This window comes from Streptomyces sp. NPDC013157 (assembly GCF_042899865.1).
Lineage (GTDB): Bacteria > Actinomycetota > Actinomycetes > Streptomycetales > Streptomycetaceae > Streptomyces.
Map to the genome: position 1 here is coordinate 277,899 of NZ_JBIBAK010000007.1, position 16,370 is coordinate 294,268.

At 70.7% G+C, this 16,370-nt stretch carries 16 protein-coding genes and 1 pseudogene; 16 read left to right on the forward strand and 1 reads right to left on the reverse strand.

From position 1 onward, the window contains the following. The first annotated feature begins 3 nt into the window (after window positions 1–3). The 3 genes from ACFY6U_RS22665 to ftsH all read left to right on the forward strand — a co-directional run bounded on the left by ACFY6U_RS22665 (window position 4) and on the right by ftsH (window position 6,094). The gene (locus ACFY6U_RS22665) at window positions 4–2,460 is read left to right on the forward strand and encodes a [protein-PII] uridylyltransferase (protein WP_390040817.1); all 2,457 of its coding nucleotides are present in this window, start codon (window positions 4–6) and stop codon (window positions 2,458–2,460) included. A gap of 93 nt (window positions 2,461–2,553) precedes the next feature. After that, entirely contained in the window at window positions 2,554–4,101 is a 1,548-nt protein-coding gene (ffh, locus tag ACFY6U_RS22670; RefSeq protein ID WP_390040819.1) for a signal recognition particle protein, read from the forward strand. Between the two features lie 49 nt (window positions 4,102–4,150). Then, window positions 4,151–6,094 carry an ATP-dependent zinc metalloprotease FtsH gene (gene ftsH, locus ACFY6U_RS22675; protein WP_390040821.1) on the forward strand — a complete coding sequence of 648 codons (1,944 nt, stop codon included), beginning with the start codon at window positions 4,151–4,153 and terminating at the stop codon, window positions 6,092–6,094. Between the two features lie 120 nt (window positions 6,095–6,214). Here the strand turns inward: ftsH and ACFY6U_RS22680 are convergent, their stop codons facing one another. Beyond that, window positions 6,215–7,075 carry a class I SAM-dependent methyltransferase gene (locus tag ACFY6U_RS22680; protein WP_390040823.1) on the reverse strand — a complete coding sequence of 287 codons (861 nt, stop codon included), beginning with the start codon at window positions 7,073–7,075 and terminating at the stop codon, window positions 6,215–6,217. A gap of 587 nt (window positions 7,076–7,662) precedes the next feature. Here ACFY6U_RS22680 and ACFY6U_RS22685 point away from each other — a divergent pair. The 13 genes and pseudogenes from ACFY6U_RS22685 to ACFY6U_RS22745 all read left to right on the forward strand — a co-directional run bounded on the left by ACFY6U_RS22685 (window position 7,663) and on the right by ACFY6U_RS22745 (window position 16,369). Further along, window positions 7,663–8,259: a hypothetical protein gene (locus tag ACFY6U_RS22685; RefSeq protein WP_093498845.1), complete on the forward strand. Its 597-nt coding sequence runs from the start codon at window positions 7,663–7,665 to the stop codon at window positions 8,257–8,259. A 372-nt stretch (window positions 8,260–8,631) separates the two neighbouring features. Next, window positions 8,632–9,051, forward strand: coding sequence for a 30S ribosomal protein S16 (rpsP, locus tag ACFY6U_RS22690; RefSeq protein WP_093498844.1), 420 nt, complete (start codon window positions 8,632–8,634; stop codon window positions 9,049–9,051). A gap of 5 nt (window positions 9,052–9,056) precedes the next feature. Beyond that, a complete protein-coding gene (locus ACFY6U_RS22695; protein WP_003973401.1) occupies window positions 9,057–9,296 on the forward strand; it encodes an RNA-binding protein in 240 nt (79 codons plus the stop codon). Between the two features lie 120 nt (window positions 9,297–9,416). Next, the gene (rimM, locus tag ACFY6U_RS22700) at window positions 9,417–9,962 is read left to right on the forward strand and encodes a ribosome maturation factor RimM (protein WP_351485040.1); all 546 of its coding nucleotides are present in this window, start codon (window positions 9,417–9,419) and stop codon (window positions 9,960–9,962) included. Beyond that, a complete protein-coding gene (trmD, locus tag ACFY6U_RS22705; RefSeq protein ID WP_390040825.1) occupies window positions 9,959–10,792 on the forward strand; it encodes a tRNA (guanosine(37)-N1)-methyltransferase TrmD in 834 nt (277 codons plus the stop codon). Before rimM ends, trmD begins: the two co-directional genes overlap by 4 nt. Before the next feature lie 136 nt (window positions 10,793–10,928). Continuing rightward, entirely contained in the window at window positions 10,929–11,279 is a 351-nt protein-coding gene (gene rplS, locus ACFY6U_RS22710; protein ID WP_351485043.1) for a 50S ribosomal protein L19, read from the forward strand. Between the two features lie 83 nt (window positions 11,280–11,362). Further along, window positions 11,363–12,070 carry a signal peptidase I gene (gene lepB / locus ACFY6U_RS22715; RefSeq protein ID WP_390040828.1) on the forward strand — a complete coding sequence of 236 codons (708 nt, stop codon included), beginning with the start codon at window positions 11,363–11,365 and terminating at the stop codon, window positions 12,068–12,070. Next, window positions 12,063–13,151, forward strand: a pseudogene (gene lepB / locus ACFY6U_RS22720) (signal peptidase I); the annotation flags it as partial. The gene lepB (ACFY6U_RS22715) and the pseudogene lepB (ACFY6U_RS22720), both read left to right, overlap by 8 nt. Further along, the gene (gene lepB / locus ACFY6U_RS22725) at window positions 13,045–14,070 is read left to right on the forward strand and encodes a signal peptidase I (protein WP_390040830.1); all 1,026 of its coding nucleotides are present in this window, start codon (window positions 13,045–13,047) and stop codon (window positions 14,068–14,070) included. The pseudogene lepB (ACFY6U_RS22720) and the gene lepB (ACFY6U_RS22725), both read left to right, overlap by 107 nt. 135 nt (window positions 14,071–14,205) lie before the next feature. After that, window positions 14,206–14,991 (forward strand): signal peptidase I, encoded by a 786-nt coding sequence (gene lepB, locus ACFY6U_RS22730; RefSeq protein WP_390040832.1) that lies wholly within the window; start codon window positions 14,206–14,208, stop codon window positions 14,989–14,991. Then, window positions 14,981–15,496 carry an NUDIX hydrolase gene (locus tag ACFY6U_RS22735; RefSeq protein ID WP_390040834.1) on the forward strand — a complete coding sequence of 172 codons (516 nt, stop codon included), beginning with the start codon at window positions 14,981–14,983 and terminating at the stop codon, window positions 15,494–15,496. The genes lepB (ACFY6U_RS22730) and ACFY6U_RS22735 overlap by 11 nt, the downstream gene beginning before the upstream one ends. A 56-nt stretch (window positions 15,497–15,552) precedes the next feature. Beyond that, a complete protein-coding gene (locus ACFY6U_RS22740; protein ID WP_008745401.1) occupies window positions 15,553–15,861 on the forward strand; it encodes a DUF2469 domain-containing protein in 309 nt (102 codons plus the stop codon). Between the two features lie 106 nt (window positions 15,862–15,967). After that, a complete protein-coding gene (locus tag ACFY6U_RS22745; protein ID WP_390040836.1) occupies window positions 15,968–16,369 on the forward strand; it encodes a YraN family protein in 402 nt (133 codons plus the stop codon). Window position 16,370 lies beyond the last annotated feature (1 nt).

The window sequence follows — 16,370 nt, forward strand, 5'->3', positions numbered from 1 at the left end:
TGGGTGACGGGTACGGAAGTTCGGAACGACGCAGAGAACGCGGGACCCAGCGGCTACGCGGCGGCCCGGCTGCGCCTCCTCACCGAGGGGGCGCGGTCCGGGCCGCCGCGCCGTACCGCCCTCGCCGAGCTGACCGACGAATGGCTGACCGGGCTGTTCGCGGCGGCCACCGAGGGCATCCGGGGCGGTGTCTCCCTGGTCGCCGTCGGCGGTTACGGCCGCAGCGAGCTCTCCCCACGCAGCGACCTGGACCTCCTGCTGCTGCACGACGGCGCCGACTCCGGCGCGGTGGCCGCCGTCGCCGACCGGCTCTGGTACCCCGTCTGGGACCTGGGCCTGGCCCTGGACCACTCCGTGCGCACCCCCGCCGAGGCCCGCAAGACCGCCGGTGAGGACCTCAAGGTCCAGCTCGGCCTCCTCGACGCCCGCCACATCGCCGGCGACCTGGGCCTGACCACCGGACTGCGCACCGCGATCCTCGCCGACTGGCGCAACCAGGCGCCCAAACGCCTCCCCGAACTCCAGGAACTCTGCGCCGAGCGCGGCGAACGCCAGGGCGAGCTGCAGTACCTCCTGGAACCCGATCTGAAGGAGGCCCGCGGCGGCCTCCGCGACGCCACCACGCTGCGCGCCGTCGCCGCCTCCTGGCTGGCCGACGCCCCACGCGAGGGCCTCGCCGACGCCCGCCGACGGCTCCTCGACGTCCGTGACGCCCTGCACCTCGCCACCGGGCGCGCCACCGACCGCCTCGCCCTCCAGGAGCAGGACCAGGTCGCCGCCGAACTGGACCTCCTGGACGCCGACACCCTGCTGCGCCAGGTCTACGAGTCCGCGCGCGTCATCTCGTACGCCAGTGACGTCACCTGGCGCGAGGTGGGGCGCGTGCTGCGCTCGCGTGCCGTCCGCCCGCGCCTGCGCGCCATGCTGGGCGGCGGCAAGCCGGTCACCGAGCGCTCCCCGCTCGCCGAAGGCGTGGTGGAGCAGGACGGCGAGGTGGTGCTCGCCCGCGCCGCACGCCCCGAACGCGACCCCGTGCTCCCGCTGCGCGCCGCGGCCGCCGCCGCCCAGGCCGGCCTCCCGCTCTCCCTGCACGCCGTACGGCACCTGGCCGCCACCGCACGCCCCCTGCCCACGCCCTGGCCCGCCGAGGCCCGCGAGCAGCTGGTCACCCTGCTCGGCTCCGGCCGACCCACCGTCGAGGTCTGGGAGGCGCTGGAGGCCGAGCGCCTGATCACCCGCCTCCTGCCCGACTGGGAGCGGGTCCGCTGCCGGCCGCAGCGCAACGCCGTGCACATCTGGACCGTCGACCGGCACCTCATCGAGACCGCCGTCCGCGCCTCCGAGTTCACCCGCCGCGTCCACCGGCCCGACCTCCTGCTGGTCGCCGCCCTGCTGCACGACATCGGCAAGGGCTGGCCCGGCGACCACTCCGTGGCCGGCGAGATCATCGTCAAGGACGTGGCGGCCAGGATCGGCTTCGACCGCGCCGACGTGGCGGTCCTGTCGACGCTGGTACGACACCACCTGCTGCTGATCGAGACCGCCACCCGGCGCGACCTGGACGACCCGGCCACGGTCCGCCTGGTCGCCGACGCCGTCGGCACCCAGGGCACCCTGGAGCTGCTGCACGCCCTCACCGAGGCCGACGCGCTGGCCACCGGCCCGGCGGCCTGGTCCTCCTGGCGCGGCTCCCTCGTCGCCGACCTGGTGAAGCGGGTCTCGGCGGTCCTCGCCGGGGACACGGTCGACGAGCCCGAGCCGGGCGCGCCCACGGCCGAGCAGGAGCGGCTGGCCATCGAGGCCTACCGCACCGGCGCCCCGGTCCTGGCCCTGCGCGCCCAGACCGAGCCGCCGGCCGCCGACGAGGAGCCCACGGGCGACCCCGAACCGCTGGGCGTCGAGCTGCTCATCGCCGTACCGGACCAGCCGGGCGTGCTCCCGGCCGTCGCCGGCGTACTGGCCGTGCACCGCCTGACGGTCCGCACCGCCGAGCTGCGCTCTCTCCGGCTCCCGGACGACGTCGACGACGGCACGGTCCTGCTGCTCGACTGGCGGGTCGCGGCCGAGTACGGCTCCCTGCCGCAGGCCGCCCGCCTGCGGGCCGATCTAGTACGGGCGCTGGACGGCACCCTGGACATCGCGGGCCGCCTCGCGGAGCGGGACGCCGCCTACCCGAGGCGCCGGGGCTGGGTGGCCCCGCCGCCGCGCGTGTCGGTGGCCTCCGCGGCTTCCCGGCACGCCACGGTGTTCGAGGTACGGGCGCAGGACGCACCGGGCCTGCTGTTCCGGATCGGACGGGCGCTGGAGGACGCCGAGGTGCGGGTGCGCAGCGCGCACGTGAGCACGCTCGGCTCCAACGCCGTCGACGCCTTCTACGTGACCGGCACCGACCACGCGCCGCTGCCCGCGGAGGAGGCGGCGTCCGTGGCGCGCAAGCTGGAGGAGACACTGAGGGGCTGATCGCACGGTCGTGCAAGGCGGGGACCACTTCCTTGCGCGGCCGGATACCCTGGAAGACGCTCACCGCCCCCGACTCCGAGGACCGACGCCGCCGTGTTCGACACTCTCTCCGATCGCCTTTCAGCGACCTTCAAGAATCTGCGCGGCAAAGGGCGTCTGAGCGAAGCGGACATCGACGCCACGGCCCGGGAGATCCGCATCGCGCTCCTCGAGGCCGACGTGGCCCTCCCGGTCGTCCGCACGTTCATCAAGAACGTCAAGGAGCGCTCGCTCGGCGCCGAGGTCTCCAAGGCGCTCAACCCGGCCCAGCAGGTCCTGAAGATCGTCAACGACGAGCTGGTCACGATCCTCGGCGGCGAGACACGCCGGCTGCGGTTCGCCAAGCAGCCGCCCACCGTGATCATGCTGGCCGGTCTCCAGGGTGCCGGTAAGACCACCCTCGCGGGCAAGCTCGGCCGCTGGCTCAAGGAGCAGGGCCACTCCCCGCTGCTCGTCGCCGCCGACCTCCAGCGCCCCAACGCCGTCAACCAGCTGAGCGTGGTCGCCGAGCGCGCCGGTGTCGCCGTCTACGCGCCCGAGCCGGGCAACGGCGTCGGCGACCCGGTCAAGGTCGCCAAGGACTCCATCGACTTCGCGAAGTCCAAGGTCCACGACATCGTGATCGTGGACACCGCCGGCCGGCTCGGCATCGACCAGGAGCTGATGCAGCAGGCGGCCGACATCCGGGACGCCGTCACGCCCGACGAGATCCTCTTCGTCGTCGACGCCATGATCGGCCAGGACGCCGTCACCACCGCCGAGGCCTTCCGCGACGGCGTCGGCTTCGACGGCGTCGTGCTCTCCAAGCTCGACGGTGACGCCCGCGGCGGTGCCGCGCTCTCCATCCGCCAGGTCACCGGCAAGCCGATCATGTTCGCGTCGAACGGCGAGAAGCTCGACGACTTCGACGCCTTCCACCCGGACCGGATGGCCTCCCGCATCCTCGACATGGGTGACCTGCTCACCCTGATCGAGCAGGCGGAGAAGACGTTCAGCCAGGAAGAGGCCCAGAAGATGGCCTCCAAGCTGGCGTCCAAGAAGGGCCAGGACTTCACCCTGGACGACTTCCTGGCCCAGATGGAACAGGTCAGGAAGATGGGCTCCATCTCGAAGCTCCTCGGGATGCTGCCGGGCATGGGCCAGATCAAGGACCAGATCAACAACCTCGACGAGCGTGACGTCGACCGCACCGCCGCGATCATCAAGTCGATGACCCCGGCCGAGCGCCAGGAACCGACGATCATCAACGGCTCGCGCCGCGCCCGTATCGCCAAGGGTTCCGGTGTCGAGGTCAGCGCCGTGAAGAACCTGGTCGAGCGGTTCTTCGAGGCCCGCAAGATGATGTCCCGCATGGCCCAGGGCGGCGGCATGCCGGGCATGCCGGGGATCCCGGGCATGGGCGGCGGCCCCGGCCGGCAGAAGAAGCAGCCGAAGCAGGCCAAGGGCAAGCAGCGCTCCGGCAACCCGATGAAGCGCAAGCAGCAGGAGCTGGAGGAGGCCCAGCGCCGCGAGGCCGCCGCACAGGGCGGCGCCTTCGGGCTCCCGCAGCAGGGCGCCCAGGACTTCGAGCTGCCGGACGAGTTCAAGAAGTTCATGGGCTGAGTTCACCTGTGCGGGTGCCAGGGGTTGGTCCGTGCCGTACGGTCCGCATATGACCAACCCCGCGCCGCCGCGCAAGTCACCCGACCAGCCCTGGCGTACCGAGGGCGCTCCCGAGGAGCCGCCCAAGCCGCCGAACGGCGGGCGGCGGATGCACGGCGGCTGGTGGCGGCTGATCGTCACCGCACTGGTCGTGTACCTGCTGGCCAACCTGGTGCTGTCGTACTTCGACCAGGCGAACGAGCCGACGATCTCGTACACCGAGTTCAGCAAGCAGGTGAACGACGGCAACGTCGAGAAGATCTACGCCAAGGGCGACTCGATCCAGGGCCAGCTCAAGAAGGAGCAGAAGAACCCCGAGGGCAGCGGTGACTACACCAAGTTCAACACCGAGCGCCCCTCCTTCGCCGGCGACGACCTCTGGACCAGCCTGACCAAGCACGACGTGACGGTCACCGCCGAACCGGTCGTCCAGCACCGCAGCTTTCTCGCCAATCTGCTGATCTCACTGGCGCCGATCATCATCCTCGTCGCGGTGTGGGTCTTCATCGCCCGCCGGATGAGCGCGGGCCTCGGCGGTGCGGGCGGCATGCTGGGTCGCAAGGCGCCGCCCAAGCCGGTCGAACTGGAGCCCGGACAGCAGCGGACCACCTTCGAGGACGTGGCCGGCATCGACGAGGTCGAGGGCGAGCTCAACGACGTCGTCGACTTCCTCAAGAACCCCGACGCCTACCGCAGGATGGGCGCCAAGATGCCGAGGGGCGTGCTCCTCGCCGGCCCGCCCGGCACCGGCAAGACGCTGCTCGCGCGGGCCGTTGCGGGAGAGGCGGGGGTGCCGTTCTTCTCGGCCTCCGCCTCCGAGTTCATCGAGATGATCGTCGGCGTCGGCGCCTCCCGCGTACGCGAACTGTTCGCCGAGGCCCGCAAGGTCGCCCCGTCCATCATCTTCATCGACGAGATCGACACCATCGGCCGGGCGCGCGGCGGCGGCGCCTCCATGGGCGGTCACGACGAGCGCGAGCAGACCCTCAACCAGATCCTCACCGAGATGGACGGCTTCTCCGGCTCGGAGGGCGTCATCGTCATCGCGGCCACCAACCGCGCCGACATCCTCGACCCGGCGCTCACTCGCCCCGGCCGCTTCGACCGGGTCGTCCAGGTGTCGCCCCCGGACCGCACCGGCCGCGAGGCCATCCTCCGGATCCACACCCGCCAGATCCCGCTCGCCGAGGGCGTCGACCTCGCCCAGGTGGCCCGTACGACCCCGGGCATGACCGGCGCCGAACTGGCCAACCTCGCCAACGAGGCCGCCCTGCTCGCCGTCAAGCGCAAACAGGACCTGGTCACCCAGTCCGACCTCTCGGAGGCCCTGGAGAAGGTCCAGCTGGGCGCCGAGCGACCCCTGGTCATGCCCGAGGAGGAGCGCAGGCGCACCGCCTACCACGAGAGCGGGCACGCCCTGCTCGGCATGCTCCAGCCCGGCGCCGACCCGGTCCGCAAGATCACCATCGTGCCGCGCGGCCGCGCCCTCGGCGTCACGCTCTCCACACCGGACGCCGACAAGTACGCGTACACCGAGGAGTACCTGCGCGGCCGTATCATCGGCGCCCTCGGGGGCATGGCGGCCGAGCAGGTCGTCTACGGCGTGATCACCACCGGCTCGGAGAGCGACCTGGAGCAGGTCACCGGCATCGCGCGCGGGATGGTCTCCCGCTGGGGCATGAGCGAGGAGGTCGGCCGCCTCTCCGCCCTTCCCAGCGACGCCCAGCAGGCCTACGGCCTCGCCGCCGCCCCCCAGACCCTCGACGTGATCGACACCGAGATGCGCCGCATCGTCGACGAGTGCTACGACGAGGCCCGCCGCAAACTCGTCGATCACCGGGGCCAGCTGGACGCCCTGGCCCAGGCCCTCCTGGAGAACGAGACCCTGGAGGAGGCGGACGCGTACCGCATCGCGGGGATCACGAGACTGACCAAGGACCTGGACGAGGCCTGACCGCTTTGAATCCGCCTCTGTATCTGAACGCCCCGTGCCTGGGCGCCCGGTAAGGGGCGCGGGGAACTGCGCGACCGGCCCCCACGGCGCCGCACCCGAAGACGGCGGACCCGCGAAGCGTCAACGCACGCGCGCGATCAAGTACCGGAACACATTCGGCATCCACACCGTGCCGTCCGCCCGCTGGTGCGGATGAAGCGCCTCGGCCAGCTCCTTGCCGACCTGCTCCTCGTCGGTCGCCACAATCCCCGCATCGAACAGCCCGGTCGACAGCAGCCCCCGCACCGCGCTGTCCGCGTCGGCGTACCCGAACGGGCAGGAGACCCGCCCGGACCCGTCGATCCGCAGACCTGCCCGCTGGGCGACCTCCTCCAGATCGTCACGACAAGCCGCGCGCCAACTGCCCGTAGTGCGCAAAGGATCGGCCAATTTCGCGGCCACCCGCAGCACCGACGAGGTCGCGCAGCGCTCCGGCGGACCCCAGCCGGTCAGCACCACGGCCGCCCCGTGCTCCGCCAGGGGAGTCGCCTCGGCCAGCAGGTCACCGAGCCGCTCGGCGTCGCCGGCCAGGCAGCCGATCGGATCGAAGGCGGTGATCAGGTTGTATGCCGGTGCCTGCGCGTCCGCCGCGGCCCGGGGAGTGCCCCCGACGATCCGGGCGGCACGGCCACGCGCGCCTGCACCGGGGGCCGGGTCGGGCAGCAGACGCTCACGGGCGAGGGCGAGCCGTTCGGGGGAGGAGTCGACTCCGGTGACCGCGGCTCCTCTGGCCGCCGCCATCAGCAGGGCGAGACCGGAACCGCAGTGCAGGCCGAGCAGCCGGGTGGCCGGGCCCACTTCGAGTCGCTCGTGGACGGTCTCGTAGAGCGGCACCAGCATCCGCTCCTGGATCTCGGACCAGTCACGCGCGCGTGCGCCCAGGTTCACACGGGGTGGTGAGTCCACGTGAGACAGGTGGTGCCGCACGAGCGTAGGTGTCATAGGTAAGCGCCCCATTCCGCCGAGAGTTACGCACTGACCGATTCCGTGGCCCCCGTGCCGTGCGCCCGCACTTCCCACCTATGCCACATAACTCCGGGCTCGCGATGGCGTCCAGAGGTCGCGGGTCCCCGCTTGTACGTGCGCTGTGACTGTGGCGAGATTTCACATCCCGGCAACTTGGGGCTCTACCATCGGACCCACGACACGGCGGTTCTGGCCATGGTCCGCGGACACGGCGGCCGTGCGGTGTTCCGGTCGCCGGAGCCGGGACGGTGCCGGATGACGACGGGCCGCGAGTAACGCCGGGGCCGCCGCGCACGCTGACCGGGATGGGGCCCCGGCCACGAGGGCGACCGAAACGCCTCTTGCGCATCCGCAGACCTTCGTCGTCCAGGCGTCCGGACCAGGGATACGTGGCGGGTCGTACGTCAGACTACGCACCGGCTTGGTACGAGCTGTGAGGCTTCTCCGCAGATCAGCGCACCCGTGCTCGTCTCCACGCATCAGCGGCAACTGACGGGTACGTGCAAATTATTTGGGATGCCCCGGAATAGGAACACAGGGGCCCTCCCGCTCGTTCTCATTACGTGAGCACGACACAGACACCACCTGTTCTCGCCGCAGAGCTGGCAGAGGCGTGGGCCGACATTCAGCGGTACCACCCCGAGCTGCCCGACCTTGCCGCGCCAGAGTCCCTGATCGGGGAGTCGTCGTCCGCGTGCGGTCACGAGCTCTCCTTCGAACGGCTGCTCCATGAGGCAGTCCACGGCATCGCCGCCTCCCGGGGGGTCCGCGACACCTCCCGGGCCGGCCGCTACCACAACCGCCGATTCCTCGCGATCGCCGAGGAGCTGGGCCTGGACCACCCCGACGAGCCGCATCCCAGCAGCGGCTTCTCGCTGGTCACGCTCAACCCCGAGGCGAAGCGACGCTACCGCCCGACCATCGAGAGACTGCAGCGCGCTCTCAAGGCGCACACGGTGGCCACGTCCGCGGACACCTCCCGTACCTTCCGCGGCCCGGCCGCCCGTCACGGCTCCTCCGGTGGCGGCGTCCGCGTCAAGGCGGTGTGCGACTGCGGCCGCAACGTCCGGGTGGTGCCGTCGGTCCTGGCCCAGGCCCCGATCGTCTGCGGCGGCTGCGGCAAACCGTTCCGCATTCCGGAGGTCGTCGGCGCGGCATGAGGGACGGCTGCTCGTGGCAGCCGTAGCCATGCTCCGCCACCGGCCCACGGACCGCAGGCACCCCGTCTCCCCGCGGGCAGTTGCCGCTGGGCGGCACGGGTGGGCGCGGACGGCAACTTCACAGCGCCGGTCATCGCACCCGACGTGACCTCACCTCCACGCCGGGTGCGACTCGGGCATGCCCAGGAGCCGCCCACCAGACCGTCGGCCAAAGCGACCCGCAGGGTATGGCACAATGGCTAGCTGTACTCGACAGCCGCACAGGACCCCTCTCTCCTCCGGCTGACGCGTCCATCGGGCACTCGGGTACCGCAACCCCACGCGGCAGTCTCGCCGTGCCCAACCACGTCAAATCCAGGAGAACCCACTCCCGTGGCAGTCAAGATCAAGCTGAAGCGTCTGGGCAAGATCCGTTCGCCTCACTACCGCATCGTCGTCGCCGACTCCCGCACCCGCCGTGACGGCCGTGCGATCGAGGAGATCGGCAAGTACCACCCGACCTACAACCCGTCGGTCATCGAGGTGGACGCCGACCGCGTCGCGTACTGGCTCGGCGTCGGCGCCCAGCCGACCGAGCCCGTCCTCGCCATCCTGAAGAAGACCGGCGACTGGCAGAAGTTCAAGGGCGAGCCCGCCCCGGCGCCGCTGCTCGTGGCCGCTCCGAAGGCCACGCGTCCGTCGTTCGAGGCGCTCGGCGGTGACGACGAGGGCAAGGGTGAGGCGATCACCCAGAAGAAGAAGGCTGAGAAGAAGGACGAGGCCGCGGCTGAGTCCGAGTCGACCGAGGCCTGAGCAGCATGCTCGAAGAGGCGCTTGAGCACCTCGTGAAGGGCATCGTCGACAACCCTGACGACGTGCAGGTCGCCTCGCGCAACCTGCGCCGCGGGCGCGTGCTGGAGGTCCGGGTGCACCCCGACGACCTCGGCAAGGTGATCGGCCGCAACGGCCGCACCGCGCGTGCCCTGCGCACCGTCGTGGGCGCCATCGGCGGTCGCGGAGTCCGCGTCGACCTGGTCGACGTCGACCACGTCCGCTGACGCTTATCGCAACCGGCTCGGGCCGGGGAGGGCCACTGGCCGTCCCCGGCCCGCAGTCGTATGAGCAGGCATGAGCAGGCATGAGCAGGTCGAGCAGGAGATGACAGGAGAACAGGCACAGTGCAGCTCGTAGTCGCACGGATCGGCCGCGCCCACGGCATCAAGGGCGAGGTCACCGTCGAGGTACGTACCGACGAACCGGAGCTCCGGCTCGGGCCGGGCGCCGTACTCGCCACCGATCCCGCAGGCGTGGGACCGCTCACCATCGAGACGGGCCGCGTCCACAGCGGCCGCCTGCTCCTGCGCTTCGAGGGCGTCAGGGACCGCACCGGCGCCGAGGCCCTGCGCAACACCCTCCTGATCGCCGAGATCGACCCGGAGGAACTGCCCGAGGGCGAGGACGAGTACTACGACCACCAGCTCGTCGACCTGGACGTGGTCACCGAGGACGGCACCGAGGTCGGCCGGATCACCGAGATCTCGCACCTGCCCTCCCAGGACCTGTTCATCGTGGAGCGGCCCGACGGCAGCGAGGTGATGATCCCGTTCGTGGAGGAGATCGTCACCGAGATCGACCTGGAGGAGCAGCGGGCCGTCATCGCGCCGCCGCCCGGCCTGATCGACGACCGGGCGGAGATCGACTCGTCCAGGGACGACGAAGCATGAGGCTCGACGTCGTCACGATCTTTCCCGAGTACCTCGAACCCCTGAACGTCTCGCTGGTCGGCAAGGCACGCGCGCGCGGGCAGCTCGGCGTCCAGGTGCACGACCTGCGCTCCTGGACGTACGACCGGCACAACACGGTCGACGACACGCCCTACGGCGGCGGACCCGGCATGGTCATGAAGACCGAGCCCTGGGGCGACGCCCTCGACACCGTCCTCGCCGACGGCTACGAGACCGGCTCGCACGACCCCGCGCTGATCGTCCCCACCCCGAGCGGCCGACCCTTCACCCAGGAACTCGCCGTCGAACTCTCCGAGCGCCCCTGGCTGATCTTCACACCGGCCCGCTACGAGGGCATCGACCGGCGGGTCATGGACGAGTACGTCACCCGGATGCCGGTCTACGAGGTGTCCATCGGCGACTACGTCCTCGCCGGCGGCGAGGCGGCCGTCCTCGTCATCACGGAGGCCGTGGCGCGGCTGCTGCCCGGCGTCCTCGGCAACGCCGAGTCGCACCGGGACGACTCCTTCGCGCCGGGCGCCATGGCGAACCTCCTGGAGGGCCCCGTCTACACCAAGCCGCCCGTCTGGCGCGGCCGGGACATCCCCGACGTGCTGCTCAGCGGCCACCACGGCAAGATCGCCCGCTGGCGCCGGGACGAGGCCCTGAAGCGGACCACCGCCCACCGGCCCGACCTGATCGAGCGCTGCGACCCCAAGGCGTTCGACAAGAAGGACCGGGAGATGCTCTCCATCCTGGGCTGGGCCCCGGACCCGGAGGGCGCACCCCACGGCCGATTTTGGCGCAGGCCACCGGGCGTGGAAGAATAACCAGCTGTTGTGCGTCCGTCCGGCGTGCGCCCCTGCCACAGGGGGACACGACGCCCGCCCCGATCCGCACGGCAGACCCCATGGAACACCTAGTTTCCGTTGATGACCTGTGGCATCAGCGAGGAAAGCAGACGAAATGTCTCACCTGCTCGACACCGTCGACTCCGCGTCGCTGCGCAGCGACGTCCCGGCCTTCCGCCCGGGTGACACCGTCAACGTCCACGTCCGCGTCATCGAGGGCAACCGCTCCCGTGTGCAGCAGTTCAAGGGCGTTGTGATCCGCCGCCAGGGCAGCGGTGTCCGCGAGACCTTCACGGTCCGCAAGGTCTCCTTCTCCGTCGGCGTCGAGCGCACCTTCCCGGTGCACACCCCGATCGTCGAGAAGATCGAGCTCGTCACCCGCGGTGACGTGCGTCGCGCCAAGCTGTACTACCTGCGTGAGCTGCGCGGTAAGGCCGCGAAGATCAAGGAGAAGCGCGAGAGCTGATCTCGCGTGCCGGCCCCCGGAAGCCGTAGGCGGACGAGCCGGTAAGAAGGAGTCTCATCGTCGCCGGATAGCATCTGGCCCCGATGGACACCGAAGCACAGCACACGGAGCGCGACCGCTCCTCCCGCCCCGAACCAGAGGCCGCGGAGGACCGGTCGCGTTTCGCGTTGGTGGCGCGGGCCACCGAGCGGGTCACCGACTGGCTGCCGGGCGGCTGGATCACCCTCACCCTCTTCGCCTGCCTGGCGTTTTTGCTCGTCCTCAACACTTTCGTGGCGCAACCATTCCAGATTCCCAGCGGATCCATGGAACAGGGATTGAGGATCGGGGACCGCGTTCTCGTAAATAAGTTGGCGTACCGTTTCGGTGCCGGGCCGCGCCGGGGAGATGTCGTGGTGTTCGACGGCTCCGGGTACTTCGGGGACGCCGACTACATCAAACGCGTCGTCGGTGTGGGAGGAGACCACGTGGTCTGCTGCGACAAGAAGGGGAGGATCGAAGTGAACGGCCGGCCGGTCGACGAGACCTCGTTCCTCTATCCCGGGGACACCCCCTCCACCGTGCCCTTCAACGTCGACGTCCCCGACGGCACGCTCTTCGTCCTCGGCGACCACCGCAGCGACTCCAGCGACTCCCGCGACCACCTCGGCTCGCCCGGCGGCGGCATGATCCCCGTCAGCAGGGTCGTCGGCCGGGCCGACTGGATCGTCTGGCCGTACGCCCACTGGACCCGTCTCACCCCTCCCGTCGCCTACGCGCGCGTGCCGGCCGCCGGAGCGTCCCATGGGTAACCGGGGCCGACCGCGCGGCGTGCCGGTCGACGCCGCCGCCAACCTGCTGCCCACCGGGGCCCGGCGCACCTCCGGCCCGTCCGGCGGCGGCCGGTCCCGCGCGGAGCGGCGCAAGCTGCAGCGCAAGGTCAAGCGCAAGCGGCGGCGCGGTGCGGTACGGGAGATACCGCTGCTGGTCGGCGTGGCCGTCCTGATAGCGCTCGTGCTGAAGACGTTCCTCGTCCAGGCCTTCGTGATCCCGTCGGGCTCCATGGAACAGACGATCCGGATCGGCGACCGCGTCCTGGTGGACAAGTTCACTCCCTGGTTCGGGTGGCAGCCGCACCGCGGCGACGTCGTCGTCTTCCACGACCCGGGCGGCTGGCTGAAGGACGAGCAGACCACCAAGGCGAACGACCCCGTCGGGGTCAAGCAGGTCAAGGAAGGGCTCACCTTCATCGGTCTGTTGCCCTCCGCCAACGAGAAGGACCTCATCAAGCGGGTCATCGGCGTCGGCGGTGACCGCGTCAAGTGCTGTGACACACAGGGCAGGGTGACCGTCAACGGCGTACCGCTGACCGAGGGCGACTACCTGTATCCCGGGAACGCCCCCTCCACTCAGCAGTTCGACATCACCGTCCCGAAGGGGCGGCTGTGGGTGATGGGCGACCATCGCGGCAACTCCGCCGACTCGCGCGCGCACCAGGACACCGACTACGGCGGCACGGTGGCCGTGACCTCGGTGGTGGGCCGCGCCATGATGATCGGATGGCCCATCGGCCACTGGACCAAGCTCGACGAACCTAAAACCTTCGCAAGCGTTTCTGACTCCGGGTCGGGGTCGACCGCGGCTCCCCGGCTGTCGCATAGGGTTGCCTCCGACGATCCGAACGGATACATCCAACTCCCGACCCCTGCGGAACTCCCGCTCGTTATGGGAGTGGTGGGCTTGCGCCGGGGATGGCGCAGGCGGCGGCACGGAGTAAGGAGTTGGCGTGGGGGATGTGGCGGTAGGCGCACGGTCGGGACACGACGGCGAGGAGCACAGCGGGCGCCCCGTGGAGAATGTCCCCTCCCCAGAAGGCGCCTCGACCTCCGGGAACGGCACCGGGCCCGGCGGGGACGGCACCCCGGCAGACGGTCCGTACTCCGGCGGCGACGGCTCGGGCATGGACGGGGACCCGGGTGAATCGGCGGCGCCCGCACCCAAGAAACCACGCTCCTTCTGGAAGGAGCTGCCGATCCTGGTCGTCATCGCGCTGGTACTGGCGCTGCTGATCAAGACGTTCCTGGTGCAGGCGTTCTCGATCCCGTCGGACTCGATGCAGAACACCCTCCAGCAGGGTGACCGGGTCCTGGTCGACAAGCTCACCCCGTGGTTCGGCTCCAAGCCGGAGCGCGGCGAGGTCGTCGTCTTCCACGACCCGGACGACTGGCTGGCGGGCGAGCCCACCGCCCAGCCGAACGCGATCCAGACCTTCCTCAGCTGGATCGGCCTGATGCCGTCCGCCGAGGAGCGGGACCTGATCAAGCGGGTCATCGGCGTCGGCGGCGACACCGTCTCCTGCAAGGGCAGCGGCCCGCTCATGGTCAACGGCCATGCGCTGAACGAGCCTTATGTGTACCCGGGCAACACGCCGTGCAGCGTCGACGACCAGGGCGGCCAGTTCACGGTGCACGTGCCCAAGGGCTACATCTGGGTGATGGGCGACCACCGCCAGAACTCCCGCGACTCGCGCTACAACCAGTCCGACAAGCACCACGGCATGGTCCCGGTGAAGGACGTCGTCGGCCGTGCCATCGTCAAGGCCTGGCCGATCAACCGCTGGGGCACGCTGCCGATCCCGGACACCTTCGACCAGAGCGGCATCAACACGCAGTCGTCCGCCGCGGCCTCCCTCACGGTGGCGCCGCAGGGCGTGGCGGTCGCGGCCGTTCTGCCGGTCGCGGTGTGGCGCCGCCGTCGGGGTGAGCGGATCGAGCAGAAGTTCGACAAGCGCGTGGCGGCGGGCAAGCGCTGACCGCGTGGCGCGCGCCGGGACCGGATCCCGTGTGCGTCTGCTGACCGTCCCATGTGAAGCCCTTGGGGAGCTTGTGACCAGGGGCGCCGAAGAAGGGCTGCCCCTGCCCGGTACCGCCGGGTAGGGTGCGGCCTCATGGGCGACAGCACGATACGTACGGCTCCGCGCGGCGGCGCAGGCACCAGCACGGGCGCGGCACAGACCGGCGGCAGGCTCGGACAGCGGTTGTCCGGGATCGCCGTCGCGCTGGGCATCGTGATGTTCCTCGGCGGATTCGGCTGGGGCGCGGTGGCCTACCGGCCCTACACCGTGCCCACCAGTTCCATGACGCCGACGATCGACGCCGGGGACCGGGTCCTCGGCCAGCGCATCGACGGCAGCGAGGTGCGCCGGGGTGACGTCGTCGTCTTCAAGGACAAGAGCTGGGTCACCAACGCGGACGTCGTCAAGCGTGTGGTCGCGGTCGGCGGGGACACCGTCGCCTGCTGCACCGACGGCAAGCTGACGGTCAACGGCAAGCAGATCGACGAGCCTTATCTGCCGGCCGGCACCGCGGCTGAGCTCCAAGGCTTCCCGACCGTGACCGTCCCCAAGGGCAGGCTCTTCCTCCTCGGCGACGAGCGCCAGGGCTCCCTGGACTCCACCGCCCACCTCACGGACGCGGCGCAGGGCACGGTCGCGCGTACCGCCGTCAGCGCCCGGGTGGACGCCGTGATCTGGCCGATGAAGGGCCTGCTCAAGCGCCCGACCGGCTTCGAGGCCCTGGGCTCCCTCTCCCGGCCGGGCCCGTTGCGCGTCATCGAGTTCATGATCGTGGCCGGTGCCGTGCTGGTCCTCGCGGGCGGCGCGTACGGCCCGGTCGCGAACCTGCTGGGCCGCTCCCGCAGCCGTACCCGTACGGAGTCCGCCGGTGCCCGCTGAGGCGCTGCCGGGGCCGCTGGAGGGCGGCCTGCGCAAGGTGGCCCGGGTGGTCCTGCTCGACCCCGAGGACCGCATCCTGCTCCTGCACGGCCACGAGCCCGACGACCCGGCCGACGACTGGTGGTTCACGCCCGGCGGCGGCCTGGAGGGCGACGAGACCCGTGAGCAGGCCGCATTGCGGGAACTCGCCGAGGAGACCGGCATCACGGACGTCGACCTCGGTCCGGTGCTGTGGCGCCGGACGTGCTCCTTCCCGTTCGCCGGCCGCCGGTGGGACCAGGACGAGTGGTACTACCTGGCCCGTACGACGCAGACGGCCACCGAGGCCACGGCCCTGACCGAGCTGGAGCGGCGCAGTGTGGCCGGAGCACGTTGGTGGACGTGCCAGGAACTGACCCGGGCACATGAGACGGTGTATCCGACCAGACTCGCCGAGTTGTTCCGTAGGCTGCTCGACGAAGGTCCCCCCGCCGGGCCCGTCACCCTTGACACGGAAATCGTCTAGGGGCGCGCAGGACTGGCGCACAATGGGGGGATCGCACGGCTGAAGGGGAACATGCCATGAGCGCCGAGGACCTCGAAAAGTACGAGACCGAGATGGAGCTGAAGCTCTACCGGGAGTACCGCGATGTCGTCGGTCTGTTCAAATACGTGATCGAGACCGAGCGGCGCTTCTACCTCACCAACGACTACGAGATGCAGGTGCACTCGGTCCAGGGTGAGGTGTTCTTCGAGGTGTCCATGGCGGACGCCTGGGTCTGGGACATGTACCGGCCGGCCCGTTTCGTGAAACAAGTCCGCGTCCTCACGTTCAAGGACGTGAACATCGAGGAGCTGAACAAGACCGACCTGGAGCTGCCGGGCGGCTGAGGCGGCTCGTACGGGTGACGGAGTTGTCCACAACCGCTGAGTAACTCACCAAGATCAACTTCTTGGCGGGGGATGCGTGACCGTTGGCGCCGGAGGTGGTGCCGACATGAACACGCATCAGGCACGCACGCATCAGGCACGCCCGAATCGGGCACGCAGCGCACTCGGCAGGTACGGCGAGACGCTGGCCGCACGGCGGCTGGCCGAGGCCGGTCTGACGGTCCTGGAGCGCAACTGGCGCTGCGGCAGGACGGGCGAGATCGACATCGTGGCGCGGGACGGCGACGTCCTGGTCGTCTGCGAGGTCAAGACCCGGCGGGCGGGCGTCTTCGAGCATCCCATGGCCGCGGTCTCCCCGGAGAAGGCGCAGCGCCTGCGCGGCCTCGCCGAACACTGGATCCACGCACACGGAGGGGCACCGCCGGGCGGCGTCCGCATCGACGTGGTCGGCGTGCTCCTGCCGCAGCGCGGGGCGCCCGTGGTCGAGCACGCCCGGGGGGTGGCGTGAG